This window comes from Fructilactobacillus fructivorans, assembly GCF_001434095.1.
Taxonomy (GTDB): Bacteria; Bacillota; Bacilli; order Lactobacillales; family Lactobacillaceae; genus Fructilactobacillus; species Fructilactobacillus fructivorans.
On record NZ_AZDS01000002.1, the window covers coordinates 69,753 to 95,575 of the forward strand.

Consider the following 25,823-nt stretch of genomic DNA (forward strand, 5'->3'; position numbering starts at 1 on the left):
GCATCTTATTTGAAAACTACCGCTTTTGCGGCACAAACACAGTATACCATATAGAGTAAAAATGTCTAGGAATATTTATTTTATGTAATTGAAAAAGGTAAATGAAGCCCTTAACTGTACCCAATAATCATGATTAGACTTGAATTGATATGCGCATTGCTATTAACAGCTAGTTGAATTTGTTATGCTTTAGATATAAATAGGAGGTATTAATTATGAAAATAATGATTATTGGTGGAACCGGTCGAGTTGGTTCTGACCTAGTAAAACAATTCAGAAAAAACACCGACGACGAGATTACCATTGCCGCTCGTCATCCCGAAGAAATTAAAATCGTGGACACTGTTGAGGAACGTCCTAAGATCAAGACCCTAAAGTTCAGTATCGTTGACATGACCGTGGAACAGATGGCCGATACCATGAAAGGCTTTGATGCCATCTACTTTACTGCCGGATCTGGTGGTCACAACGTGGTCCTTGTCGATAGTTATGGTGCCATTAAGACCATGCAAGCTGCTGAAAAGGCGGGCGTTAAGCGCTACATCATGTTAAGTTCAGCGTTTGCCCTGCAACCAGACCAGTGGGAAGGTAAGAAACACTACGCTAAATTACAGGATTACCAAGCCGCTAAGTTCATGGCTGACCACTGGTTGATTCATGATACCGACCTGAATTACACCATTTTACAGCCCGGAAGTTTGCTTGAGACTCCTGGAACTGGTGAAGTTACTTTTAACGATGATCAGCCAGGATCCAACTCCATCAACGACGTTTCCCAAGTTTTGTTTGATGTCTTGGATAACAAACATGCCTTTGATAAGGTTATCATCATGCACAGTGGTGACATGAGTATTGAAACTGCGCTTAACAATTTGAAATAGTTAGGAGAGTTAAAATGGCTGTTAAAAATAAAGTAGTAGTGATCACGGGAGCTTCCAGTGGAATTGGTGAAGCCACCGCCAAAATGTTGGCAAAGAACGGCGCCAAGGTTGTGCTTGGTGCTCGGCGTGAGGATCGCTTGCGTGCCATTCAAGAGGACATCGAGGCCGCTGGTGGCGTGGTTGCCATTCAAAAGACTGACGTTACCAAGCTCGATGAAGTCAGAAACCTAGCATCAATGGCCGTTGACCAATTTGGTCGCATCGATGTTTGGATGAATAATGCGGGTGTCATGCCTCAATCACCACTAATCAACGGTGATGTCAAAGGCTGGAACCGAATGATCGACGTTAACATCAAGGGTGTTTTGTATGGAATTAATGCATCACTTGATACGATGCGAGCTCAGGGTGACGGTCAGTACATCAATACGGCTTCGGTTGCCGCTCACACTTCTGGAATTAACAGTGGGGTCTACAGCGCAACCAAAGCGGCTGTTAAGATGATTAGTGATTCCCTTCGAGAAGAAGAGGCTCAGGCTAAGTCAGGCATTCGGGTTACCATGATTTCACCCGGTGCGGTGGCTACTGAACTCCCTAATCACATCACTGATCCAGACATCAAGAAGAAGTTTGAGTCTTCCGATCTGACGCCACTGAGCCCCGATCGAATTGCCCAATCAATCTTGTATGCCATTGACATGCCAAAGGATGCCTCGGTCAACGAGATTGTAATTCGTCCAACCGATCAGGTTTAGGGTGTTAGGCAATGAAATTAGATGTGTCAAAGCACGTGTTACGGGATGGTTCGTTTTTAATCATTGCCATTCTCTCAATTATGCAGTTTGCGCGTTACGTTTACACCCAAGAGTACCTACGTTCGGCAAAGTACCTGGTACTGTTTTTAATTACCATTTTAATGTACGGGTTTGTTCCGAACCCGATGATCCAGTCAGGAGTTAACCTGATTATGATTGTGCTCTTACTGGGATTCACCTGGTACGACGAGCGGATTGATAAACGACGTGAAAAGAAATAAATAATAAGACTAGTTGTCGAATTTAATCGATAATTAGTCTTTTTTTACGAAAAAATTTACTTATGGATGAACCATTTCTGGAAATGAGGTTGAAATAGTTAACATTTAATACTATTATTATAAAAAACAGGTTGTTTGGATTTTGTTATTTAACGAGATCCGAACATTGTATACAAAAGTGGAGGAGAAAGTTCGATGAATTATTATCTAATCATTAACATCATTGGGGTGGCAGTCTTCCTCGGAATTGCCTTTTTGTTTTCCAAGGATCACAAACACGTCAATTGGCGCTCGGTTATCGTTGTTTTAGTTCTTAACTTGGTCATCGCGTTTCTCCTTACTCGATTCAGTTGGGGTCGAGACGCCGTGAAGGGTGCTGCCGAAGGATTTAACTGGATTGTCCAGGTAGCTTACACTGGGATCGCTTTTGCCTTACCAAACTGGGTCCACGTTAAGCAGATGAACTTCGTGACGTCCGCCCTGCTTCCAATTCTGATGATTGTTCCATTGTTTGATATCCTTACATACTTTGGAATCTTACCATTTATCATTAAATGGATCGGAATCGCGCTATCAAAGATTACGGGACAACCAAAGTTCGAATCATTTTACGCCGTTGAAATGATGTTCCTTGGAAACACGGAAGCCTTAGCCGTTTCAAGTCTGCAATTGAAGCACCTGTCAGCGGATCGGCTCTTGACGATTGCCATGATGTCGATGTCTTGTATCACCGCTGCCATCGTTGGTTCATATACCCAGATGATTCCGGGTCAGTACGTCTTGACCGCCATTCCACTGAACATCCTGAATGCGATCATCGTTACTTCACTTTTAAACCCGGTTCACGTTACTCCCGAAGAAGATACGATCGCTACGATGAACGAGCAGCCTTCCGAACAAGTAGCTGAGGAGACGGTGGCCGACAAGCCCGAAAAACCGAAAAAAGAACCATTCTTCTCATTTTTGGGTGATTCAATCCTTGGTGCCGGTAAATTGGTACTAATCATCGCCGCTAACGTCATTGCCTTCGTGGCCCTTGCTAATTTAATCAGTAAGCTACTAGGACTCATCAATCCCTGGCTTTCACTGCAACATTTGCTTGGAATCGTTATGTTCCCATTTGCATGGCTGATGGGGATGGACGTTAACCACGCTTTCCAATTCGCACAATACATGGGAACCAAGTTAGTAACCAACGAATTCGTTGTCATGGGTGCCATTGCACCTCACATCAACAACTTGCACTTCTTCCCAGCTCATTACCAAGCTCAGCTGTGTGTCTTCCTTACTTCCTTTGCCAACTTCAGTACCGTCGGAATGGTAATTGGATGTTTGAAGGGATTAGTAAGCCGTGAAAAGAACGACGTTATTTCTAGAAACGTGGGATACCTAATCCTATCTGGAATCTTGGTATCACTCCTATCGGCTGGAATCGTTGGCCTGTTCGTCTGGTAATCATTAAATAAAATTAACGACACTTCTGATTAGGTTCAGAAGTGTTTTTTGTATTCAATGAGAAAAACGCATGTTTAGTGAAACTTAATTTTGATATGATACACTGGTCTTAATTAATTAGGGGATGAGAATTTGAAACGAATCCATCCAAAATTTAAGATTCGTTGGCTCGCCATCGTCTTGGTGTTAATCTCGGGTTTGATCGTCGTGACGTTCACCCATTTTGACGCTCCCATGTACAAACAAACGGTGGCCAGAGTCGTAAACGTGCATAATTATGGCCGGACCTCACAAAGTGATGAATTTCAAAATCATGATTATCAAGAGAACCAGACCCTGACTTTGAAGGTCTTAAACGGTCAGTATAAGGGGAAAACCATCACTGCCAATAACCAGTTCTCTGGTTCTGGGGCGACCGATATGAAGTACCATCCTGGTCAACAGATCTTCATTCATATTGCCAATAAGAATCTGAAGCGGTCGTCGATTTTGATTAATGGTTTTAAGCGTGATACCGCCGTCGTTTTCTTGATTTGGTTGACGGTGATGCTGCTACTGGTGATCCTGAAATTCAGTGGATCGATGGCGCTCCTGAGCATTGTCATCAACGCCGTGCTGTTCTTTCTGGCAGTTTCAATTGACGTGGGCACGAGCTTTAATCCGTTTATTTTGTTTGCCATTTTGTCTGTAATCTTCACGATTGTCACCGCCGTACTGATCTTTGGAGTGTCGAAGGAAACGGTTGTCACGATCTCGTCGACAATCTTAGGAACGGCGGTCGCGATTCTGATCGCGTTCATTGTCCTGTCGGTGACCCACGAACGGGGCATGAAATTCGAGATGATGGACTACGTGACCCAGCAACGCCTGCCGATCTACTTCGTCGGTTGTATGATTGGGTCACTTGGGGCCATCATGGATTTGTCCGCGGACATCACGTCCAGTCTGTTTGCGGTCTATGAAGAAGATCATAGTCTGTCGTTCTTTAAACTCTTAAAGAATGGGCAAAATATCGGACGCTCGATTATGGGACCCTTGATTAACGTCTTGTTCCTGATTTTCGTTGCCGGAACCTTCCCAATGATGGTGCTGTTCTTAAGAAATGGAAACAGTTGGGGTTACTCATTCTCGATGATCATGTCGCTTGGGATTATCCAAAGTTTGATTAGTGCGATCGGCATCACGCTGACGGTTCCCATTACCAGCCTGATTGCGAGTGCGCTTTGTGAAATGAAGGTGGTCAAATGAGTACGATGACCGTCCTACTGATTATCCTGTTTCTGGCAATGCTGCTGGCAGGGGGATCCAAGGGATTTGTGGCCTTTATTGGCCTGTTATGTAACTTTGGACTGGTCTTCATGTCCGTTGTCCTGATTTCATTTGGAATCCCATACCTCCTGGTCACGCTAATCAACGCCATCATCATTCTGGTCATTACGATTTACTTCGGCAATGAACAGGGACGAAATGCCGACGTGGCCTTCGTGACGTCGTTAATCGTGGTTGCCATTGTGATTGCATTAATCATTCCAGTGGAACACTGGGCACAGGTGCAAGGATTTGGTCCCGAGAACACCGAGGACTTGGAAGGTATGTCGCTGCAAATTGGCGTGAAATTCCTCGACATTTCATGTGCCATGACAATTCTGAGTTGTCTGGGGGCGGTTGCGGAAGCTTCCGTTGCCATGGCAACGGGTCTGGTTGAAATTCAGGACCACAACACGCAGATTTCCGACAAGGATTTCAGTTATATCGGAGTTTCGATTGGAAAGGAAATTGTCGGCACCGCCTTTAACACGCTGTTCTTCAGTTTCTATGGTGAACTAGTGGGTCTGTTTATCTGGTTCGCTCGGTTGCACTACAGTATTGGAATGGTGATGAATGACAAGATCTTTGCGTCCGAGTTAATCATGACGTTGATTTCGGCGATTGGAGTGGTTCTGACCATCCCAGTAACCATCGCTGTGATGTTGTATTTGAAGCATCGGAAGATGAAGAAAGCAAAACGGGAATGATTTGTGAACTTTATTCTTTACAACCCACTATTTCTGTGGTTAAATAATGACAAAATATGAAAGGGATGAAACCAAATGACAATGATTACTACGAACTATCAAAATACTTGCTGTTGCTGTACTTGTTACATGTAGGTCGGCGTTCGTAGTTTTAGATGCGGGTGTTGATCAAACGCCTGTATCTAAGTGTAGTAATTTTTGTACTCGGTTAGATACAACGAATTTTGTTAGTCTAACTGAGAGTGGTGGATTCCAACTCAATCGAATATACTAAGCTACTCTATAACGTAGTGAAAGTGGATCAGTTAGGCTAACTTTATCGTTAGTCCGACTGGTCCTTTTTTATTACCTATTTCATGATATTTCGACAGGAGATCGTTATATGAAGAGTAAAAGCATTAGTAAAATTGAAAGTCCCACCTTACTTAGTCAATTAAAAGAAATTCGGCATTATCTGCATCAACATCCCGAACTGTCCGATCAAGAGTTTAAGACCACCAAATTCATCACAAATTTCTTAGATCAATTGGGATATAAAATTATTACTCCGGCAAGTCTTAAAACTGGTGTAATTGCGGAAATCGGTCCCAACGAGGCGTCCAATGTCATCGCTTTGAGATCCGACATTGACGCTTTACCCATTGACGAACAAACCGACTTGGACTTTGCGTCTGAGAACGCCGGGGCGATGCATGCTTGTGGTCATGATTTTCACATGGCGGCACTAATGGGAGCGGCAGTCCTACTAGCGGATAATAAGAGTAAATTAACCAGTAAAATTCGTTTGGTGTTTCAGCCGGCCGAGGAGACGAATGCAGGCGCCCGTGAAGTGATTGAGTCCGGTGCTCTGAACGATGTTGCTGCAATCATCGGTTTTCATAATGAACCGACGTTAGCTGCCGGTGAAATCAGTGTGAGTGGCGGTGTTCAGGATGCGGCGGTTGATCAGTTCAAGGTGACCTTAAAGGGTGTTGGCGGTCACGCGGCCCATCCTAATCAAGATGTTGATCCGATTGTTGGACTAGCGAGCACGATTACGTCACTTCAGACGATTGTCAGTCGTAACATCGATCCGATTCATCCCAGTGTCTTGTCGGTCACCCACATCGAAAGTGGCTCCACGTGGAATGCCATCCCCAATGAAGCTTGGTTTGAGGGAACATTACGAACGTTTTCAGATGCTGACGCCAAGATGGGGAAAGAAAAATTTTATCAAATCGTTCAAGGTCAGGCAGCTACCTACGGATTGGACGTTGACATTGAATGGATCGAGGGTCCCCGGGTGCTTAAAAATAACGACGAACTTGCTAGGGTGCTCGCAGATGATGCTCAACACTACGCCAAACTGGTCAACGTTCCACCGACCCCGGGTGGTGAAGACTTCGCGTTTTATACCGACAAATTGCCGAGTGTCTTCGCGGAAGTTGGCAGTGGCGCAAACGTGGGCCTCCATCATTCTGATTTGATAGTCGATGACGACGGTTTGATGACGGGTGTGAAATGGTTTTATCACTCAGCTTTGAGATTGCAGGATTATTTAAAAGAGGGAGAACAGTAAGATGAAGAAGAGATATTGGATTACCGCATTAGTCGCAATTATCGTGGTTTTGTTTGGATACACGTTTGTGTACCGACCGTACCAGAAGGCACATCAGCCGCAGTCAAATAAGAAGACGATTGTCTTGGCCAGTTCACCCGGTCCTTACAGTGATCTATTCATGAAGGGCATCAAGCCCATTCTTGAGAAAGATGGTTACAAGGTTAAAAATAAGTCGTTTTCGGTTTTACTAAATGCTGATATGGCATTAAATCAAGGTCAAGTCGACCTCAACGTTGAGCAACACGGAGCTTACATGAACAACTTTAACAAGGAAAATCATGGTGATTTGGTTTCCTTGACCAAGGTTCCAACCATTCCAACTGGTATTTATCCCGCTAAGAAGCACAGTCTAAAGGACGTGAAGAAGGGTGACACGGTTGCCATTCCTAACGATCCATCCAACATGTCGCGAGCCTTCTTAGTAATGGAAAAAGCGGGATGGATTAAGTTGAAGAAGGGTGTCGATCCCATCAAGGCCACCAAGAATGACATTGTCGACAATAAGTACGATTTGAAATTTGACGAAATGGATTCGGCCAGCGAGCCACGTTCCAGAAACAGCGTGGACTACGCCATTATTCCTGGTTCTGACACATACGGGGCCAAGATTCCGGCTAGTTCAATGCTGCTGCGTGAAAATCCACAGAGTCAGTACATGCTGCTAGCCGTTGTGAACAAGAAGAATGAACACACGAAGTGGGCGCAGGACGTTAAGAAAGCCTACAATTCTAAGCAATTCATGAACTATATGAAGCAACATAATCAGGATCATGAGTGGGAAATTCCTGAGAAATAGTTAGGTATCAAATTGGGTATCATATGTAGATACGAAAAAATCCTCCAATTGTTTGGGGGATTTTTTTGTTTCACGTGAAACTTATTTTGATTTTAAATTTACTATGATATGATATTTTGCTTGGTACGAGTCATAAATTTAGATTGTGCATTGATTAACACAGTAATATAATTAATATATAAATTAATTAAGGAGTATTCAGGTATGAAAAAAAGCAAGGGTAGATGGGGATTATGGGTAATAATTATTATTTTAGTGATAATAATTTTGATGGGAGCAGCTTATATTATTGGTACTATGAGTAATCATAACGCGAAAACTAAAGAAATTAGAAAAGAAGTTGTAGTAAAAAAAGATAAAAAGAACTCTAAAAAAGATAGCTCAGAAAGTAAGCAAGAATCATCAAAACCTTATGAAGGTACTTCTAATAATGCTAATGAAGCCGCTTCAAATAACAAAAGTTCATCTGATTCCAGTACTAAAGATACTAATAACGCTCCTATAACTTTATCAGAAGCTGAACAATTAGTTAACAATGTAGATGGAGAATGGCCTCAAGATGCAAAAGTTACAAGTAGTAATGGGAACACCACTACTGTATCTGGCTATGCTGGTGCAAAGGGTGAAGATCATTTAACCTTTACTACAGATGGAAATAATGTCAAAATTCACGAAGAGTTTGGCACTTTAGATGGTGGAAGTTATAAACCACTTGACGATATGCCTCCACGAGACTATTCAACGACTAGATAATTAAAAATTTTTCTTGGAGGGAATTATAATTAAGCGTAGATTAATTCACAGAGTATTATTAATATCGTTATTGACATTTGGAATAATTCTTATTTCAGGATGTGGAAATAGTACAAGCACATCTGGTAATAACTCAACTAATGATTATGCAAAAATTGCAAAGGAAGTTTCTAAAGATCAATTTGTCGACAGAACTTCATCAGGACAAGATAAAGATGAAATTGTTACATTTGAAGATGATGACTATAATCTTGATAAAAATGAAATGGAATTAGGCGATGTATTTGATTATGGAGAAGAAACGCCAGTTCATTACAAAAGGTTTGGAGATAAATTAAAAGTATATAAAGATGATTATCCAAAGGGTGTAACTAAATGGTACTTACAGCTACTTGATACTCCAAATAAAATTAAAATTGTAGAAACAAAGGATGGAGAGACCAAAACTCTTACTGGATACTCAGTTAATCATGAAGGCGATGTAGAAAGTAAAAAGGAAAATGATGATAGTAATTATTAAATTTTTTTTGCTAGCATAATTGTTATGTAATTAAATATTTACACAAAAACAGGCCAACCTCACAGTTGACCTGCTTTTTCATAAGTATTGCCAATCCTACTTATCGCCATTGTTCAAAGCAATCTTTCTCAATGCTTCAAACGCATCAACGTCAATTTCTTCAGTAGTATTGTTGTTGAAAGTTACTTCATATGAAATAATCTTTCCTTCTGATTCGTGCGGGTGGATTGAGTTAACGTTATCAATGTTAATTAAACGACCGTCACCAGTTTCTAATAATCCATAAAAGTTCATGATTTTCACCTCCTTGTTAATATTATTACATAAGTGGTGTAAAAAGATTACTAATAACGTGCGAAAATTGCCGCCATCTTGGGAATTAACTTCATTAGTATTAACGCGAAATAATCGTTAGAAATATTTAATTAATTAATCAAGCCATTTTATTGCAACCGTTTTCATATCGGAGTATATTAGGGACAACAAAAGGAACACATATACTTTTGGGAGGAAAATATTATGACAGATGTAAAGAAAATCCCTGCAGCAGTAGCAATGCTTAAAGTCATTGAATCATATGGCGTTAAGGATGTTTTTGGTTACCCTGGTGGTTCCATTAACTCAACGCTTGCTGCACTTGACCAAGAAAAAGACAATATTAATTACGTACAAATTCGACACGAACAAGTGGGCGCTTTAGCCGCAGCTGCTCACGCAAAGTTAACCGGTAAGATTGGTGTAGCCTTTGGATCAGCTGGTCCTGGTGCCGTCAACTTACTCAATGGTTTGTATGACGCCAAAGAAGACCACGCTCCAGTCCTTTCCATTGTTGGACAAGTTGGTCATGACAACATGAACTACAACTACTTCCAAGAATTTCCAGAGACTCCAATGTTCTCAGACGTTTCCGTCTACGACCGAATCGTCATGACTCCTGAAAGTTTGCCACACGTTGTTGACCGTGCTATTCACGAAGCATACCAAAATAAGGGTGTAGCCGTGGTTGTCATTCCAAATGACTTTGGCTTTGACGAAATCCCAGACGTTCCATACAGTTCCGCTTCAAAGACTTACGACAAGCCAGCTCCAGAACCAGTTGCATCTGACGACGAAGTTAGTGAAGCTCTCAAGATGATCAAGAACGCTAAACGCCCAGTTCTTCACGTTGGTCGTGGTATCAAGGGTAACGGCGACAAATTAATCGAACTTTCAAAGAAACTTCAAATTCCAATTATCATGGATGGATTAGCATTGGGCTACGTTGACGCTAACTACGAAGGTAACTTAGGAACCGCTAACCGTGCTGCATCAAAGGCCGCTGACAAAATCCTAAGTACCGCTGACCTTGTAATCGCCATCGGTGGTGACTTTCCATTCGCTAAATCAGTGTACGCAAGTCATCCATTTGCCTACATTCAAGTTGATAATTCACGAATCCAACTTGGTCGACACCACGAAGTTGACCTTCCAATCTGGTCTGACTCCGGTTCATTTATCGACAAAGCCCTCGCTCAAAGCGAACAGGTTGCTCCAAGTCCATTCTTCAAGGCTGCCGTAGCCGATGAAGCTAACTGGAAAGAGTACATCAACAAGATGTTGAACGTTGGCAGTGACGAACAAGATAAGAGTAACGGAAACTTCATGGATGAATTCAAGGATTTTGGTAAGCACTTGAAGGACACCATCACGAACGCTAACTCAACCATGCCAGTTGCACCAATCTACAAACAAATCAACCGGGTTGCCGACAAGGACGCCGTCTTCTCAATCGATGTTGGTGACAACATCATCAACAGTTTCAGATACTTGGACATTCAACCAACTAACAAGTGGGTCATCTCCGCATTGTTCGCAACGATGGGTTCAGGACTTCCTGGAGCAATCGCTGCCAAACGAGCTTACCCAGACCGTCAAGTGTTCAACATTGCCGGTGACGGTGCCCTTTCAATGGTCATCCAAGACCTTGTTACTTTGACGAAATATCAACTACCAGTTATCAACGTGGTTACCTCAAACGAAGACCTTAGTTTCATCAAGGGTGAACAAGATGATCTTCCAATGCAGATCTTCGGACTTCAACTTCAGGGTCAAAGCTTTGAATTAATCGCTAAGGGAATGGGAGTTGACGCTACCACGGTTCGTAACGTTTCCGAACTTCCTGCCGCCTTTGACAAAGCCGTTAAGGTTACTAAGGCTGGTCATCCATTCTTGATTGACGCTAAGATCAACCAAGACCGTGGCCTACCAGTTGAAGATTTGGTTGTTAAAATCGAAAACGGACAAGTGGTTGAAACCGTAAGTCCAAACTACTTGAAGGACAAGAATGGCAACAAGACTTACACACTACCTGATTTCTTCGCAGAATACGGCGGTGAAGGATTGTTACCACTTAAGGACTTCTTCGACAAATATGATGTTCAACTTTAAGATGTAAATTAAAAAAGTTCCCATTTGGGAACTCTTTTTTTGTGGTTAATTTGGGTGTGAGCTTTAAAAGAGTGATAATTAAAAAATTGAGCAAATTTCCCGGATTGTGGGCGTTTAATGGTAAAATGAATGTAATCACAAGTGTATATTGGAGATGACGTAATGAGTTTTAAAAAGATCGTTAACTGGTTTTTAGTCGCATTCTGGATCGTAACCTTTGTCGTATTGGCCATGGGTTTCAGCATGGTATCAATGTATATGATGGTGATTGGGATGCTGATTCATAGCTTAAATTGTGTCTTAGGTGACAAACTATAAAGTTATAAGGAGGAATTAGATGTTTAAACCAATTTTATTGATTATTACCGTAATTGCCTTAATCATTGCGGGTTATTTGTATTGGACGAATCGGGATCGTGCCGATGATAAGAGTTATATCAAGAGCTGGAAATACTTCGTGTTCATCTTATGTATTTTGGTTGCTGTCGTAACTTTTGCCGTTGCCACCAGAAACATTTTGTCGGTTGCGGGCTTCGTGATCGCCTTTATCCTACTTATCTACTACCTGGTTCGCTACTTCGTCGTAGCTTTGGGAAAGCACTACAGTTGGGATCAGACCGTTTTTCTGAAGTACTTTAGAAGAGGTGTGTACGCATTAATTGCGACATTAATTTTCTTCATCGCATTCTACTGCTCATCAAACAACCAGTTGGATATGCTGCACCATCGAGAGATCACTTCACATCTTCAGATGAAGCAGAAGAAGACTCATAAGGAAAAGATGAGAATGGAGAAGAAGGATAAGAAAGCGGAAATGAAATAGTTGAAGGGAAGCCCTGTGGTGGGGCTTTTTTTATAAAATAATTTAATCGAGGTAATTAAAATGGAAAGGAATAAGACTGAAAATATGAAAAATTCACAATTATGTTTATCAATATGGGATTTATTGTTCTCATTCATTTCTTCTATAATGATATATTTCTTTTCTAAATTAAAATCCTCTGACAGCATAATTACATACGAATATATGTTTTTTTTAATACCTAGTATAATTTTTATAATATACTTTTGTTTTTTATATTTTAGCTTTCGTAAACATACTAGAAATAATACGAGTAATTTCTTTTCATTAATGTCAGCCCCTTTTGAATTTAATTCCTTATTTACTTATTTTTTTTAATATCATTTATAAAATTGAACATTTTAAATCTATTTTTGTTGTTGCGCTTTTAGTAATGATATGTTGTAACGTCTTAGTTGCGTATGTTTATTTGAGTCATTACTTACGTAATAATAAATGCATTGGGAAATTTTTCTTGTCTATTAATCTGGCTTGGCCAAATGAAAATACAAAAGAATTACTTTCTATTACGAATGACTATAATATGAGTAGATTAAAGGTAAGAAAGATAGAACATGATTATCTGCAAAATTGTTATTTGAAAAGTCAAAATGTAATAAATGGTATTCAGAGTTGTCTTTTTCTGTTTGTTTTTTTAGCTAGTATGTTGGAGCCATATTCTCGCAGTGAAAACGTTATAGTAACTATGTTTGTTTATTTAATAACTATATCAGTTGGATTGCAATTATATAAATATTATTTAGGAAAAGTTTTTGATAATATGGTTAATTTGCATAAATATACTACCCATCCAGGTTTATATTTTAAAGGTGTTGTGTTGTTTTCGGTAATAGTTGGTATTTTACTTGGTGGTTTCTATTTGTTTCTTAAACCCAATGTTTGCTATGAAACTTTAAGAAGTATATCCCATCTCTTATTAATAATGTTTTTATATATTGTTAACTTGTCTTTTTTAGTGGTAATGATTACATGTATTTGTATTCAAGTTATAGAATTTAGATATAGTATCGATGATGATTTATATGTTAAAAAATCAAAATGGACTAGAGACAAAAGATAAATATCTTCTTGTCCCCAATTTATTCCTTATGGTAAGATTATTATCGTGAAAAAATTCATTTTTACGTACTTTACTGTGCGTACGATAATATTCTACTTGGAGGTTAACGTTCATGAACGTTATGCAAGCAATTGAGAAGACCGTCACTAATGCTGGAATCATTAGTTCGATCACCTCAACGATTTTTATTATTTTACTGGGTTTCTTTTTACGTAAGAAGAACATTTTTACCGATAAATTCGGGAAGATGTTGTCAAAGGTCGTCCTGACCGTTGCAATTCCAGCCTTGGCGCTGAACTCATTTATGCAACCAATCAATAATGACACCCTGAAAGAGGGGATGAACGTCCTGCTGTGGGGTTTCATCATCTACATCATTTTGATTTTCGTTGCGCCACTGCTTTATCCCAAACAGGATAAGGATAAAAAAGAAGTGATGGGAATTTTAACCACGTTTGGTTCCACAACCTTTTTTGGAATTCCGATCGTCGGTGCGGTTTTTGGACCCAAGGGAATCATGTACAGTTCCATTTTTAACATTGGTTACCGGGTTTTCCTTTATTCATACGCCTACATCAGAATGTCAGGCTTGAAGATGGAAATGAAGAACATCAAGAAAATGTTTTTAAATCCGGTTGTGATCGCCACCTTCCTAGGACTTTTCCTGTGGTTGGGACAAAATTATGTTCCACATGTAACAGTCCAAACGATGTTAAATGGTCTCCCTGGCAAAGGTACTAGCAGTGTGGCTTTCTACCGCATTGACCAGACCGCCTTGTGGCTCTGGAAACCGTTGAACTACTTGGCTCAACTTTCCTCGCCACTGGCCTGGCTATCAATTGGTGTGACCCTTGGTTCCATTTCGTTCAAGCAGGCCGCTTCCAACAAGCTTTCGTGGTACTACAGTTGGAACAAGGTGATCATTGTGCCGTTGTTCAACTTGATTGCTTTGACGGCCATTTCAATGCTTGGAATCATGCCAATGAGCTACGTGGCAATCGCTACGATCGTGATCATGATGGCAACACCAACCGCCACGGTGGCTTCGGCTTACGCGATCAGTTTCAATCGAGATCCGATCTTGGCTTCTAACGCGTCCTTTCTATCAACAATCCTGTCAGTGATCATGATGCCAATCTGGATTGCCTTACTGGAAGTCATCAATAACTCTGGAATTATCAAATAAAGAGGTCTAGAATGTTTAAAATTACTGCGTACGGGGTTCGTCCCGTTGAAGTTAGCTACTTCAAAGATTTAAATAAATACGATTACGAGTTGAACCTAGTTTCCGAAATGTTAGATCACGAGAACGCCATTGATTCTAAGGGATCAGATGGTGTGTTAGTTCGGGGAAATTGTCTGGCTGACCGTGAGAATTTACAAAAATTCGCTGACTGGGGCATTAAGTATGTCTTCACGCGCACGGTTGGATATGATCACATTGATTTGATGGCCGCTAAGGAACTTGGCATTAAGGTTGCTCGCGTTCCCGGTTACTCGCCATACGCCGTGGCCGAACTGGCGATGACACTCGGGATGAGTTTGTTTAGAAAGGTCGCTTCCGAAATTAATGCCACTCATGACGGCAATTTCATCGTGAGCGACTCCTACTTCAGCCGTGAAATTCATTCCAGTATTGTCGGCATCATTGGTGCTGGACGCATTGGACGTGCCGAAGCCAGCTTGTACAGTGGGATGGGCGCAACTGTGCTTGCCAATGACGGTCACAAGGTTGACGCTCCTGAGATTGACGAATACGTTCCAATTAATGAACTATTGAAACGCTCTGATATTGTTTCGCTGCACGTGCCCTACATTAAAGGTGAAACCGATAACTTAATTAGTACCGATCAAATTAATTTGATGAAAGACGATGCCATTTTGGTTAACACCGCTCGCGGTCAGGTGGTCGATTTAAAGGCCGTTGATGATGCGCTATCTACTGGTAAGTTAGGTGGATACGGTGCTGACGTGTTGATTGACGAATCCAACATTTTTGGTCATGAGTTCAAGAGTGTCAATGACATCAAGAACCGGGAAGTGGTTGGTTTAATGAAGAATTATCCGAACGCAATTGTGACGCCCCACGTTGGTTCGTTTACGGAACCTGCTTTAACGGATATGATTACCGTTAGTTATGATAATTTTCATGAAATGGTGACGACGGGCAAGTCTAAGAACGAGATTTAAGGGTCAAAGTTAACATTAAGTGTTATCAAAATTATTTGATATAATTGATTTATTATTAAACTGAGTTATAATAATAGATGTAAATAGTTCATGGGATCATCGATTTTTAGTAGGATTGATGATCAAGAGTTCATTGGTTTGTCGCTGATGAACTTTTTTATATTTAATAATAAAAAAATACCACTCCCATTATGGAAGCGGTATTAACTTATTATTCATTTAAGTTATAATATAAATGAAGATTATGCAATCTACTCATCGATTTAATAGGGTTGATGAGTAAGAGTTCATTGGTTTATCATTGATGAGCTCTTTTTTATACTTAAGATTAAAAAATGCAGCCTCCATTTTGGAAGCTGCACTTTTTAATTATCATGTCTGTTTAAACGGTCAAGTAATATATCAATTAATCGAATGATTAAATGTGATAAAGTACTAATCGTGATAGATACGATAATAAATAACAAGTAATACATGTTTTCACCAGTGGGAACAGTTATATTTTCGGTAAATCATTTCCCACTTTAATTATTATACAGTATAATTGACTTATTATTCAGTTAAGTTATAATATATTTATAACAAGTAATACATGGTCACTGATTTTCGGTAGGATTGATGATCAAAAGTCCATCGGTTTGTTCCCGATGGACTTTTTTTACATAAACACATATAAAAAGGCTGAAACCCTAATCGGTTTCAGCCTTTTTGATACTATAGGTCTCGCTAATGTGGAGACATTGACAAGATGGTGCCATTCCCACTAACGCAGGGAGACTCGTTACTTATATCATACCATGTCAGATTAATTAAATAAATGCTGTAACGGCGGAAGCAAAGACAATTAGCACCAATCCAAGATAGGTCAAGGTCATTTCCTTTGGTGTCTTTCGCTGGTGTAAGAAGTAAATTCCCGTCAGAGTGGAGACTAGGACGGCTAACTGACCAAGCACGTTGGCAGTGGCCAGTCCGTTCATGTCAGGTTGAGCCGAAATTAAGTACATTAACATCCCAAAGCCTTGTGACAATCCAGCTAGGATATTCTTATATGAAACGGATTGAACAAAGACGTTTTCGTCCTTTAGATTCCACAAACCATAGATTACGGCACAGAGTACCATCCCGACGGCTTGAGGAAGAAAAGCATGATTCCCGTCCATTGGATGCATGCCCGGCAGTAAAGCCTTCATCGATGGCATGATGACTACTTGGGGAGCAGCTGAGTAAATTAAGTATCCAAAGGCACCGATAATCTGAAAGATCGTGGCCTTCTTTAAAGCACCCTTATTGGTTGATTCTGGATTTTGAACCCAGGCGGTCAAAGTAGCGCCTAAAATCACAATGATTAATGCGGCAAATCCCAGAATCTTTCCAATAATTCCGGTCCAATCTCCGAGGACGAATACTCCCCACAAAGACGTTAGGATCAGTTGGAGAGCCGTGGTAATGGGCATGACCCGTGATGATCCAACTAATTTGAACCCCTTGAACTGCATGATTTGACCAAAGCCCCAGCCGAGACCGGAAATGACGCCAAAAGTGGTACTAATTCAACCTGGCAGTGCTAGTCCTTCAATGAAGAAGAGGACGACCGCAAAGATCAAGGTTCCAAGCGTCGCACCCAAAATCTGGTTGGCGGGCTTTCCACCAATCTTCGATGAAATCGTGGGAAAGAGTCCCCAACCGATCATCGGTCCTAAACCAATCAATATCGCTAGCCAATTCATAATAACTACCTCCTAAAGTGTATCAATGAATTTGTGAAACGCCGCGGTTCCCTTGTCGTCAAGCTTGAAGACCCCAGCGTTTTCCAAGACGTGCATAAAGGTAATCCCGACTTCTTTGTCGATCACGTCTTGGACGTTGTCGGGATTGAGATTGTAATTTTGTTTAAGCTGCTTCGCCCAGGGAATGTGATAGTCCGCGATGTTGTTGGGCTGGCCCAAGAGGTCTTTTTTGACCTCGGCCAATTCGGATTTCAGTCTGGCGGGTAAAATAGCGCGACCCATAACCTCGATCAGGCCGATGTTTTCCTTCTTAATGTGTTGATACTCGGCGTGGGGATGAAAGATCCCATCGGGATATTTCGCAGATGTCTGGTTATCGCGCAGAACCACGTAGGCTTCAAATTGACCCTGGTCGTTCATTCGGACAATCGGAGTGACCGTGTGGTGCGGTTCTCCATTGGTCTCAGCGCGGACATCAACGGATGGATCCGAGTATTTTTGCCACTTGTTTAAGATGTGTGTTGCTAGGTCAATCAATTCGTGGGTGTCTGTACCAGTCAGGCGAATCGTCGACATGGGCCAGTTTAAGACTTCGGCTTTCACGTCTGGATAGCCGTCCACGGCGAATCCGAACCGTGCATTAGCTTTCATCATTGGAAACGTGTGATAGCCACCCTGGTAATGCTCGTGGCTCAGAATGGAACCGCCGACGATGGGTAGATCCGCGTTACTGCCGACAAAGTAAGTGGGAAACATTTGGACAATTTCAATTAAATTTGAAAACGTCTGCGCACTAATTTTCATTGGTTCGTGCACGTCGTCTAGGAAGATACAGTGCTGATCAAAGTAGGCATAGGGCGAATACTGAAAGCCCCACGATTTGCCGCCGATCAACAGATCAATAATGCGATGGTTGACGCGCACGGGGACCTGCGCATTGCCATAGTAACCCTCGGTCTGTGCACACAGATTACACTCGGGATAACCAAAGTGGGTGTTCTGACCAGCCTTTGTAATGTCCTTGGGATCCTTCTCAGGTTTTGACAGGTTAATCGTGATCTCGAGGTTGCCAAACTTGGTGGCGGTGTCCCAGTGCAAGTTTTTCTTGATTCGTTCGGTCTTAATGTAGTTATTTTGTTGACTTAGTTGATAAAAGTAGTCCGTCGCCTGTTCTGGTGAATTATGATAAAGATTCCAGAACCGCTCGTTGACCGTGCTTGGCAGGGGCGTATACAGATTTGTCAGCTCCGCCTCTAAGAGTTCGCGGTTTTTTAGCGTGTCATCAATTTTTCCATTCCGAATGGCCACGTTGATTAACTGACTGACCGTTTCCAAAAGTGCATCGTATTCGGCATTGCCTTCAACGTTTCCTTCGCCCACCAGGTGATACAGATAATTGATTAAATAAGTCCGGTCCATTGGTCGGTACGTCTGATTGGTGCTAATCACCTGATCGGCGTAGTGTTCCACTAAATTCTTCATAATGTTCACCGTTCCTAAATCTGAATTTCTCGTGGTCCGTCGGCGATGTTAGCGATGTAGAAATCAGCGTCGTAGCCGAAGCGGTAGTTGTACGTGTCGCCAACGTTTTTGGTAAAGCGGTCAATCTGGTCGGCAGGAACGATGGCAATTGCACAACCACCGAAGCCTGCACCGGTCATCCGAGCTCCGATCGCACCGTTTTTCCAGGCTTCGTGAACCAACGTGTCTAGGTTTGGCCCCGTGACCTCGTAGTCGTATTCCAGTGAAATGTGCGACGCGTTCATCAGGCGCCCAAATTCATCCACGGCGTTGTTCCGTAAGGCCTTGACAGCACGCAAGGTACGTTGATTTTCAGAAACCGCGTGTCGAGCGCGTTTCAAAAGGGTGGCGTTGTTGATGGTGTAAGTGTACTCGTCGAATTCGTCATTGCTCATGGCGCCAAACGAGGAGAAGTCGGCGACCTTATTGACAAGAGCCAAGGCTTCTTCACATTCTTTGCGACGCTCGTTGTACTTGGAATCCTTTAAGCCCCGTTTCTTGTTGGTGTTCATGATGACAATCTTGTAATTACCCAGCTTGATTGGAACCAGGTCACTCTTCATCGTGTTCGTGTCCAGCAGGATCGCCGTATTCTTCTGTCCCATTTCAACGGCGTACTGATCCATGATTCCCGAGTTGACCCCGATGTCGGTGTTCTCCACGTGTTGGCCGAGTTTAGCCAGTTCGGGTCCGGAGAAGACGTCACCGAACTGGTCGTTTAAGATCTTGCCGAATAACATTTCGATGGAAGCCGAGGACGATAGGCCTGATCCGTCCGGTAGGTTACCGTAGATCAGGATGTTAAAGCCGTGATCCAACTGGTGTCCCTTGTCGGCAAAAGCCTTGAACATGCCCTTGGGATAGTTGATCCAGCCGTCGTCACGGTTGATGTTCAGGTCGTCTAATGGAAACGTGTTAATGCCCGTGTCTGAGAAATTCGTCGAGTAGATCTTGACCTGATTGTCAGTTTTTGGTGTCACTAAGGCGTAGGTCCCAAGGCTGATCGCACACGGAAAGACATAGCCACCGTTGTAGTCGGTGTGTTCACCGATCAGGTTGATTCGTCCCGGGGCAAAGTATGCTTTGGTTGGTTTTTGTTGGTATAAATCTTTAAATTTACTGGTTAAATCACTAATGATTTTGTTGGTTGAAATTACTTTTTTGGTCACCACAAACATCTCCTTAAAAATTACTCTATCTGATGTTGTTTCTACATTAAGAGTAAGCGTTTTCAAATAGGAAAGCAAGGGCTTTTATTCTGAAAAATAATTGTTTGAATTAATTGCCAAATAAGGGCTGAACAAGTGAAAGTTGTATGGTAATCTGAAATCAATGATAACTAAATTTAATTTCACGAGGTGTAAATTATGAAAAAGAATCAATGGTGGAAAAACGCAGTTGTATATCAAGTCTACCCACAAAGTTTTCAGGACAGTAACGGTGATGGAGTTGGTGACTTAGACGGAATCAGAGAACGGTTGCCATACATCAAAAAATTGGGTGCAAACGTGATCTGGCTCAATCCGATCTATGCCTCACCCGAAGAGGACAATGGCTACGACATTTCGGATTACCGCCAGATTAATCCCAAGTATGGTGACATGAAATCATTTCAAAAACTGTTAGACCGAGCTCACGAACTAGGAATTAAGATTGTGATGGATCTGGTGGTCAATCACACATCCGATCAACACAAGTGGTTTCAAGAGAGCCGAAAGTCCAAGGACAATCCATACCGTGATTACTACTACTGGCGTGATCCAGTGGACGGCCATGCGCCGAACGACTGGGGTTCATTTTTCAACGGTTCCACTTGGAAGTACGATGAACAGACGGGTCAGTACTACCTTCATCTGTTTGCGGACGGCCAACCCGATCTGAACTGGGAGAATCCGAAGGTCCGAGAAGAAGTTAAGAGCTTGATGAAGTTCTGGCTGAATAAGGGGGTTGACGGTTTTCGAATGGATGCCATTAACTTGATTTCTAAACCAAAGGGATTGCCTGACATGCCAAAACCGGCGAATGCCAAGTATTCCGCTCCGGGAGCTGGTGTCTTGAATGGTCCTCGACTAAACGAATTTCTCAAGGAATTGAATCGGGACGTCTTGTCAAAGTATGACATCATGACCGTTGGTGAGATGTCAGGAACCAAGCCTGAGCAGGCGCTGGAATACACCGGTTTTGACGCGCATGAACTCAACATGGTCTTTCAGTTTGAGCACGTGGAACTCTCGTCTAATCCAGACCAAAGACTAGGGAAATGGAACGATCAACCCATTAAGTTAACTGATTTGAAACGGGTCTTTAACAACTGGCAGACCAAGTTGCACGGCAAGGGCTGGAACAGTCTGTACTGGAGTAATCATGACCAACCGCGTGCAGTAAGCCGATTTGCGACAGACAAACCAGAGTATCGGGTACTGGCAGCTAAAATGTTAGGAACGACTTTGCACATGATGCAAGGAACGCCATACATTTTTGAGGGTGAGGAGCTTGGGATGACCAACGCTCACAAGGAAGACTTGACCCAATACGAAGACATTGAAACGATTAATGCCTACGATCAATTCGTGAAGAAAGAGAAGCTCGTTTCCCCAACCAAGATGATGAGTTACTTGGCTCATATGTCACGGGATAATGCGAGAACGCCGATGCAGTGGGATGATTCCAAGAATGCGGGATTTACCACTGGCACACCATGGTTTGCGGTAAATAAAAACTACAAGAAAATTAACGCTAAGGATGAGGTCGATGATCTCAACTCCGTCTTTGCTTACTATCAGAAGTTAATTGAATTGCGAAAGAATAATCCAATTATTATTGAAGGGGATTTCGAACTCTTAGATCCTGATGATGAGGAAGTCTTTGCCTACAAGCGTCATTATCAAGGAGAAACCTTGTTGGTTATCAGTAATTTCACTGACCATGAGGTGGAACGTGATTATGATGTACCAGGGGATGCTGAAAGGTTGATTGGTAATTACGCTGATGATGCTGGTAAGAAGTTGAGGGCGTATGAGAGTAAAGTGTATAAAACTAAATAAAAGAAAAAGCCATGATTATATCATGGCTTTTTAGAAATTCTTCTTAAAATAATTTATAAAAAATGATAAAATTACGTTTATAACTATATTATTGCTAAGCAGGTTTTAATCGTGTATTTATTATTTTAAGGGAGAAAATTTATAAATGAAACGACATGATATTATAAACAGAGTTGGATCTCAATTTTTAAAGGCCAATCTTGAATCTTCTGATGAATGGAGTTATTTGCAAGATGCAGGTGGTCAAACAAAACTAAAAGAATATGTGGGTGTTGAGAAAGACATAACTCATTATAAATTGGACATTAGACTAGTTGACGAAAAATCGAATTGTGCAATTCTAGTTGAGACTAAACATAGATTTAAAAGTAGTGATGAAGCACAATTAGCCGCTTATGTTGATGAGGAACATGCTATGTTTCCGAATCATAATGTAGTTGCTATTTTGGCAGATACTGATGATGATAAAGTAAAAGTATGGAAACAAAATGTAGATTCTGAGAGTGAACTTAAACAAGAATCTGTATTACAGTCGATGGAACATTATGTAAGTTTATTTAAATTTCAAAAACAAAATAATCGTGAAAAAGTAATGAAAAATACTGTTAAATTAAATGAACTTTTACAGACGTATAATATTGGGGTTGATATTCGTAGTCAACTTGTTGGTTCATGTTTGCTTTATATTAAAAACAAAGTTGGGAAACATGAAAAAAACTCTTATATTACTAATACTGATATTTCTGAGTTAGAAAAAGAAATGAAAGAAAAAGATCCAGAAGTAATAAGAACAGAAATCAGATCAGAATTAAAGAAACTTTTACAAAAAAGTTCAAAAAAGAATAATAGTGATTCTGAACTTAATGTGAATCAAAAAGTTGGCCTTTTAGACAAGAATGTATTTGAAAATCAAAATGTTAAAAGTTTGGATAGTGATAAATGGGCTAGTATTCTTGGTGGAACCTTAGGTGGGGTTTATAGATATATAAATATGAATTCTGCAGAGGGTCAAGATATTTTAAACTTATTCTTTGTAACCTTCAATAAGTACTCTAGGAGTAATGATAGGAATCAGGCTTTTACACCTGATCATATAACTAATTTTATGGCCAAATTAACTGAGGTAGGCCCTAACACAGTAGTTTTAGATCCAACATGTGGATCAGGTTCTTTTTTAGTACAAAGTATGGTTATGGAGTTAAATGATGTCTTAAAGGATCCTGAATTAACTGATGATGAAAAAAATAAAAAGATGGATTCAATAAAATCTAATAATATGTTTGGCATAGAGTTAGACGAGAAGGTATACGGCCTTGCTACCACTAATATGTTATTACATGGAGATGGCAACTCAAATGTTAAGCAAGGAAATTGTTTTGAATTAGAGGATTTTAATGAATCCTCCCTTTAATGCAATTCCTTCTACAGTACCTAATAAATATAAGCGTACAAATGGTAATGTAAGTGATGCAAGTGATGAAAAGATTCCTAAAGCATGGACACATAAAGATGAACCTACTAAAGGATTAGTTTTCGTGAAATATTTATCAGACATTGCAAAAAAACAGAATTGGAATGGAACTAAATTAGCAGTATTAGTTCCATATTCAACTGCTATAGGTACAAGCGATACATTAAAACAGTTTAAAAAAAGTATTTTAAATGAATCAACACTAGAAGCAGTTTTTTCATTACCAGAAGGAATTTTTTATCCTGGATCTGCTAGTAGTGCTTGTTGTATGTTATTCACTTTAAACAAACCTCATTTTGATCATGAAGGTAATCCTAATCACGAGACATTTTTTTGTTATTGCCGAGATGATGGATTTAAAAAAAGGAAAAATTTAGGACGAGTTGAGCAGTTTAATGATAAAGGTGAAAGTATTTGGAAGAAAAAAGAAGATAGTTGGCTTAATGCATTTTTTAATAAAAAAGAAATTAATGGAGAATCCATCCAAACTAGTGTTAGTGCTGAAGATGAGTGGCTTTGTGAAGCATATATGAAGACAGATTATTCGAAATTGAATCAAGAAGATTTTCAGAAGATGCTTAATGATTATTTAGGGTATGAAATTATTCATGGGGAAAGTTAATGAAGGTTAAAGAATTATTTAAAGTATGTAAGGGTAGTCATTTGGATTATTCTAATCAGAAAATTGATAAAAATGATGGAATTAATTTTGTTTCTAGAAATTCGAATAATAATGGAGTAGTAGGTAGGATTAAACAGGATTCTAAAATGACTGTTTTCCCTTCTGGTGCCATTAGTGTTTCACTGGGAGGTAGTTATTTATTATCATGTTTTGTTCAAAGAGAGAAATTTGTTACAGCTGAACATATGGCTGTATTGATTCCTAGAGTCGTAATGAGTGAAAAGGAAAAGTGGTTTTATAGCTATGCGTTAAGAAAAAATAGATTTAAATTTTTAGCATTTGCTAGAGAAGCAGATAAATATATTGAAGATATTGATTTGCCAGATAAAATTCCTTTGTGGGTATATTCTGCTAATTTAGAACTTCCCAAAACAAAAAATACTTATAATGATGTACTTGAAATTAATATTAATGATTGGAAATTTATTAAATTAAAAGAATTATTTAATATGCGTAGAGGATCTATTGGTAAATTAACTACCTACCAGACCGGTAAAGTACCAGTAATTAGTTCGCAAGAGTCTAATCAAGGTATTAATGCATATTTAGACGTAGATAAAAAATATAGTAATGCATTAACTATATCTCTTAATGGAAATGGTGGTTATTGTGTATATCATAAATATAGTTTTAATGCTGGTAGGGATTGTGGAGTGTTAATTCCTAGATTTAATTTAACAAAAAATGTAGGAATATTTTTATCATCTATTATTAATAAAAACTCATATAAATATCAATACGGTAGGAAGCCGTCTCTTGATAAAATAAAAGAAGATACTATTTTGATACCATTTAAAAATGGTAAACCAGATTTTGACTATATGGGTTATTATATTAGTAAATTACCCAATGCTGATTTACTTTAGTTATGTAAATTGATAATTTTACTTTGACTAAAAATGGGATTGTATAACATGTGTAAAATACATCACGCTTATTAAGTGTGATGTATTTTTTATATTTGGGTTATAAAAACATATATTATAATTAAATATTGTTTAACATAAATTTATAATTAAAAATTCTCTTTTGCTGATTACTAAATAAATTATTTCTTTTTACTTGAATGTTCATCTATATATTTTTCTCCCTCTTTGCCTTGTACATAGAAAGCAATATAAGCAGTTAAAACATCTAAATATTTTTTTAAGTCGTCTATATTTAGTTCGGGGTGCAACTTATTGTAATGAGTACTATTATTTCCAATCCATGTAACCATTGTTGCATTTGCATTTAAAATGGGGTTTAGTGTAGATAAGCGCTTTATGCAGGTACCTAACCATTCATTTTTGATAGTACCCGCTTCTTTAGGGTATAGATATGATAAAAAATCTTTTACTAAAAATTCTAAAGCTTTTCTATAAACCCATAGGTGCAAGTTCATTCAGACCTTTGATTTCAGCATTTTCTGATTGAATATATAATTTTTTAAATTCAGGTGATAATTTTGATATTTTATTATCAAATGGAAATTTCTCTGTTCCAATATTATATTCATAATTAAGTAAATTAGTTGTTGCCCCACTTAAGGAGTAATCAAACAGACAATATTTTCCGCAGGATACACATTGAAATATAATACAAAAGTGCTTTTCATTATGATTATAGCCAATTCCTGTTGAGAATGGTGTTATCGCTTCGCGCGAAAACTGAGAAGAGATATGTTCAAATGGGCAATAATTTGGTTCTTCAATCATAACGTCTTTGTAAGAAATTGTTATCGTCTTTTCATTTGATTTAGTGCTGTCTATTTTAATAAATGGATTTTTCATAATTTTGCCCC

General features: G+C 39.9%; 23 protein-coding genes and 2 pseudogenes. 19 read left to right on the forward strand and 6 right to left on the reverse strand.

Features of this window, described 5'->3' with window-relative positions; all coding sequences use genetic code 11:
• Nucleotides 1–215 precede the first annotated feature (215 nt).
• From FC73_RS02385 to FC73_RS02430, 10 genes are all read left to right on the forward strand, one after another.
• Nucleotides 216–881 carry an SDR family oxidoreductase gene (locus FC73_RS02385; RefSeq protein WP_010022227.1) on the forward strand — a complete coding sequence of 222 codons (666 nt, stop codon included), beginning with the start codon at nt 216–218 and terminating at the stop codon, nt 879–881.
• Nucleotides 882–895: 14 nt separating this feature from the next.
• The gene (locus FC73_RS02390) at nt 896–1,636 is read left to right on the forward strand and encodes an SDR family oxidoreductase (protein ID WP_010022228.1); all 741 of its coding nucleotides are present in this window, start codon (nt 896–898) and stop codon (nt 1,634–1,636) included.
• Between the two features lie 11 nt (nt 1,637–1,647).
• Nucleotides 1,648–1,917: a hypothetical protein gene (locus tag FC73_RS02395; RefSeq protein ID WP_010022229.1), complete on the forward strand. Its 270-nt coding sequence runs from the start codon at nt 1,648–1,650 to the stop codon at nt 1,915–1,917.
• A 195-nt stretch (nt 1,918–2,112) separates the two neighbouring features.
• Nucleotides 2,113–3,372, forward strand: a complete 1,260-nt coding sequence (locus FC73_RS02400; RefSeq protein ID WP_039143518.1) for a NupC/NupG family nucleoside CNT transporter — start codon at nt 2,113–2,115, stop codon at nt 3,370–3,372.
• A gap of 132 nt (nt 3,373–3,504) precedes the next feature.
• Nucleotides 3,505–4,620 carry a YibE/F family protein gene (locus FC73_RS02405; RefSeq protein WP_010022231.1) on the forward strand — a complete coding sequence of 372 codons (1,116 nt, stop codon included), beginning with the start codon at nt 3,505–3,507 and terminating at the stop codon, nt 4,618–4,620.
• Nucleotides 4,617–5,387 carry a YibE/F family protein gene (locus tag FC73_RS02410; RefSeq protein WP_010022232.1) on the forward strand — a complete coding sequence of 257 codons (771 nt, stop codon included), beginning with the start codon at nt 4,617–4,619 and terminating at the stop codon, nt 5,385–5,387. The genes FC73_RS02405 and FC73_RS02410 overlap by 4 nt, the downstream gene beginning before the upstream one ends.
• Nucleotides 5,388–5,769: 382 nt before the next feature.
• Nucleotides 5,770–6,945 carry an amidohydrolase gene (locus tag FC73_RS02415; RefSeq protein WP_010022234.1) on the forward strand — a complete coding sequence of 392 codons (1,176 nt, stop codon included), beginning with the start codon at nt 5,770–5,772 and terminating at the stop codon, nt 6,943–6,945.
• A gap of 1 nt (nt 6,946) precedes the next feature.
• Nucleotides 6,947–7,783, forward strand: a complete 837-nt coding sequence (locus tag FC73_RS02420; protein WP_010022235.1) for a MetQ/NlpA family ABC transporter substrate-binding protein — start codon at nt 6,947–6,949, stop codon at nt 7,781–7,783.
• Between the two features lie 204 nt (nt 7,784–7,987).
• On the forward strand, nt 7,988–8,536 hold the full coding sequence (locus FC73_RS02425; protein WP_010022237.1) for a hypothetical protein: 549 nt from the start codon (nt 7,988–7,990) through the stop codon (nt 8,534–8,536).
• Nucleotides 8,537–8,606: 70 nt separating this feature from the next.
• Complete coding sequence (locus FC73_RS02430; RefSeq protein ID WP_010022239.1) at nt 8,607–9,056, forward strand: hypothetical protein; 450 nt, start codon at nt 8,607–8,609, stop codon at nt 9,054–9,056.
• Nucleotides 9,057–9,152: 96 nt separating this feature from the next.
• On the opposite strand, the gene FC73_RS02435 is transcribed toward FC73_RS02430, so the two are convergent.
• Nucleotides 9,153–9,350, reverse strand: coding sequence for a hypothetical protein (locus tag FC73_RS02435; protein WP_010022240.1), 198 nt, complete (start codon nt 9,348–9,350; stop codon nt 9,153–9,155).
• A 225-nt stretch (nt 9,351–9,575) separates the two neighbouring features.
• Here FC73_RS02435 and FC73_RS02440 point away from each other — a divergent pair, with 225 nt between their 5' ends.
• The 6 genes from FC73_RS02440 to FC73_RS02460 all read left to right on the forward strand — a co-directional run bounded on the left by FC73_RS02440 (nt 9,576) and on the right by FC73_RS02460 (nt 15,595).
• Nucleotides 9,576–11,483 carry a thiamine pyrophosphate-binding protein gene (locus FC73_RS02440; protein WP_010022241.1) on the forward strand — a complete coding sequence of 636 codons (1,908 nt, stop codon included), beginning with the start codon at nt 9,576–9,578 and terminating at the stop codon, nt 11,481–11,483.
• Between the two features lie 162 nt (nt 11,484–11,645).
• A complete protein-coding gene (locus FC73_RS07045; protein ID WP_010022242.1) occupies nt 11,646–11,801 on the forward strand; it encodes a hypothetical protein in 156 nt (51 codons plus the stop codon).
• A gap of 19 nt (nt 11,802–11,820) precedes the next feature.
• Nucleotides 11,821–12,306, forward strand: a complete 486-nt coding sequence (locus FC73_RS02445; RefSeq protein ID WP_010022243.1) for a hypothetical protein — start codon at nt 11,821–11,823, stop codon at nt 12,304–12,306.
• 493 nt (nt 12,307–12,799) lie between these two features.
• The gene (locus tag FC73_RS02450; RefSeq protein WP_010022244.1) at nt 12,800–13,405 is read left to right on the forward strand and encodes a hypothetical protein; all 606 of its coding nucleotides are present in this window, start codon (nt 12,800–12,802) and stop codon (nt 13,403–13,405) included.
• A gap of 112 nt (nt 13,406–13,517) precedes the next feature.
• Entirely contained in the window at nt 13,518–14,591 is a 1,074-nt protein-coding gene (locus tag FC73_RS02455) for an AEC family transporter (protein ID WP_010022245.1), read from the forward strand.
• An 11-nt stretch (nt 14,592–14,602) separates the two neighbouring features.
• Nucleotides 14,603–15,595, forward strand: coding sequence for an NAD(P)-dependent oxidoreductase (locus FC73_RS02460; protein ID WP_010022247.1), 993 nt, complete (start codon nt 14,603–14,605; stop codon nt 15,593–15,595).
• A gap of 809 nt (nt 15,596–16,404) precedes the next feature.
• Here FC73_RS02460 and rbsU read toward each other — a convergent pair.
• The 3 genes and pseudogenes from rbsU to FC73_RS02475 all read right to left on the reverse strand — a co-directional run bounded on the left by rbsU (nt 16,405) and on the right by FC73_RS02475 (nt 20,021).
• Nucleotides 16,405–17,322 (reverse strand): annotated as a pseudogene (rbsU, locus tag FC73_RS02465) (ribose/proton symporter RbsU).
• 12 nt (nt 17,323–17,334) lie between these two features.
• Nucleotides 17,335–18,804: a UDP-glucose--hexose-1-phosphate uridylyltransferase gene (galT, locus tag FC73_RS02470; RefSeq protein ID WP_010022250.1), complete on the reverse strand. Its 1,470-nt coding sequence runs from the start codon at nt 18,802–18,804 to the stop codon at nt 17,335–17,337.
• A gap of 14 nt (nt 18,805–18,818) precedes the next feature.
• Entirely contained in the window at nt 18,819–20,021 is a 1,203-nt protein-coding gene (locus FC73_RS02475; protein ID WP_050780897.1) for a galactokinase, read from the reverse strand.
• Nucleotides 20,022–20,210: 189 nt separating this feature from the next.
• Here FC73_RS02475 and FC73_RS02480 point away from each other — a divergent pair, with 189 nt between their 5' ends.
• From FC73_RS02480 to FC73_RS02495, 3 genes and pseudogenes are all read left to right on the forward strand, one after another.
• A complete protein-coding gene (locus tag FC73_RS02480) occupies nt 20,211–21,887 on the forward strand; it encodes a glycoside hydrolase family 13 protein (RefSeq protein WP_010022252.1) in 1,677 nt (558 codons plus the stop codon).
• A 991-nt stretch (nt 21,888–22,878) separates the two neighbouring features.
• Nucleotides 22,879–23,980, forward strand: a pseudogene (locus tag FC73_RS07135) (HsdM family class I SAM-dependent methyltransferase).
• The gene (locus FC73_RS02495; RefSeq protein ID WP_010022253.1) at nt 23,980–24,906 is read left to right on the forward strand and encodes a restriction endonuclease subunit S; all 927 of its coding nucleotides are present in this window, start codon (nt 23,980–23,982) and stop codon (nt 24,904–24,906) included. Before FC73_RS07135 ends, FC73_RS02495 begins: the two are co-directional and overlap by 1 nt.
• A gap of 182 nt (nt 24,907–25,088) precedes the next feature.
• Here FC73_RS02495 and FC73_RS02500 read toward each other — a convergent pair whose 3' ends face one another.
• Both FC73_RS02500 and FC73_RS02505 read right to left on the reverse strand, forming a co-directional pair.
• Nucleotides 25,089–25,418, reverse strand: coding sequence for a DUF4145 domain-containing protein (locus tag FC73_RS02500; protein WP_010022255.1), 330 nt, complete (start codon nt 25,416–25,418; stop codon nt 25,089–25,091).
• Nucleotides 25,399–25,812 (reverse strand): hypothetical protein, encoded by a 414-nt coding sequence (locus FC73_RS02505; protein ID WP_010022256.1) that lies wholly within the window; start codon nt 25,810–25,812, stop codon nt 25,399–25,401. Before FC73_RS02505 ends, FC73_RS02500 begins: the two co-directional genes overlap by 20 nt.
• Between the last annotated feature and the right edge of the window lie 11 nt (nt 25,813–25,823).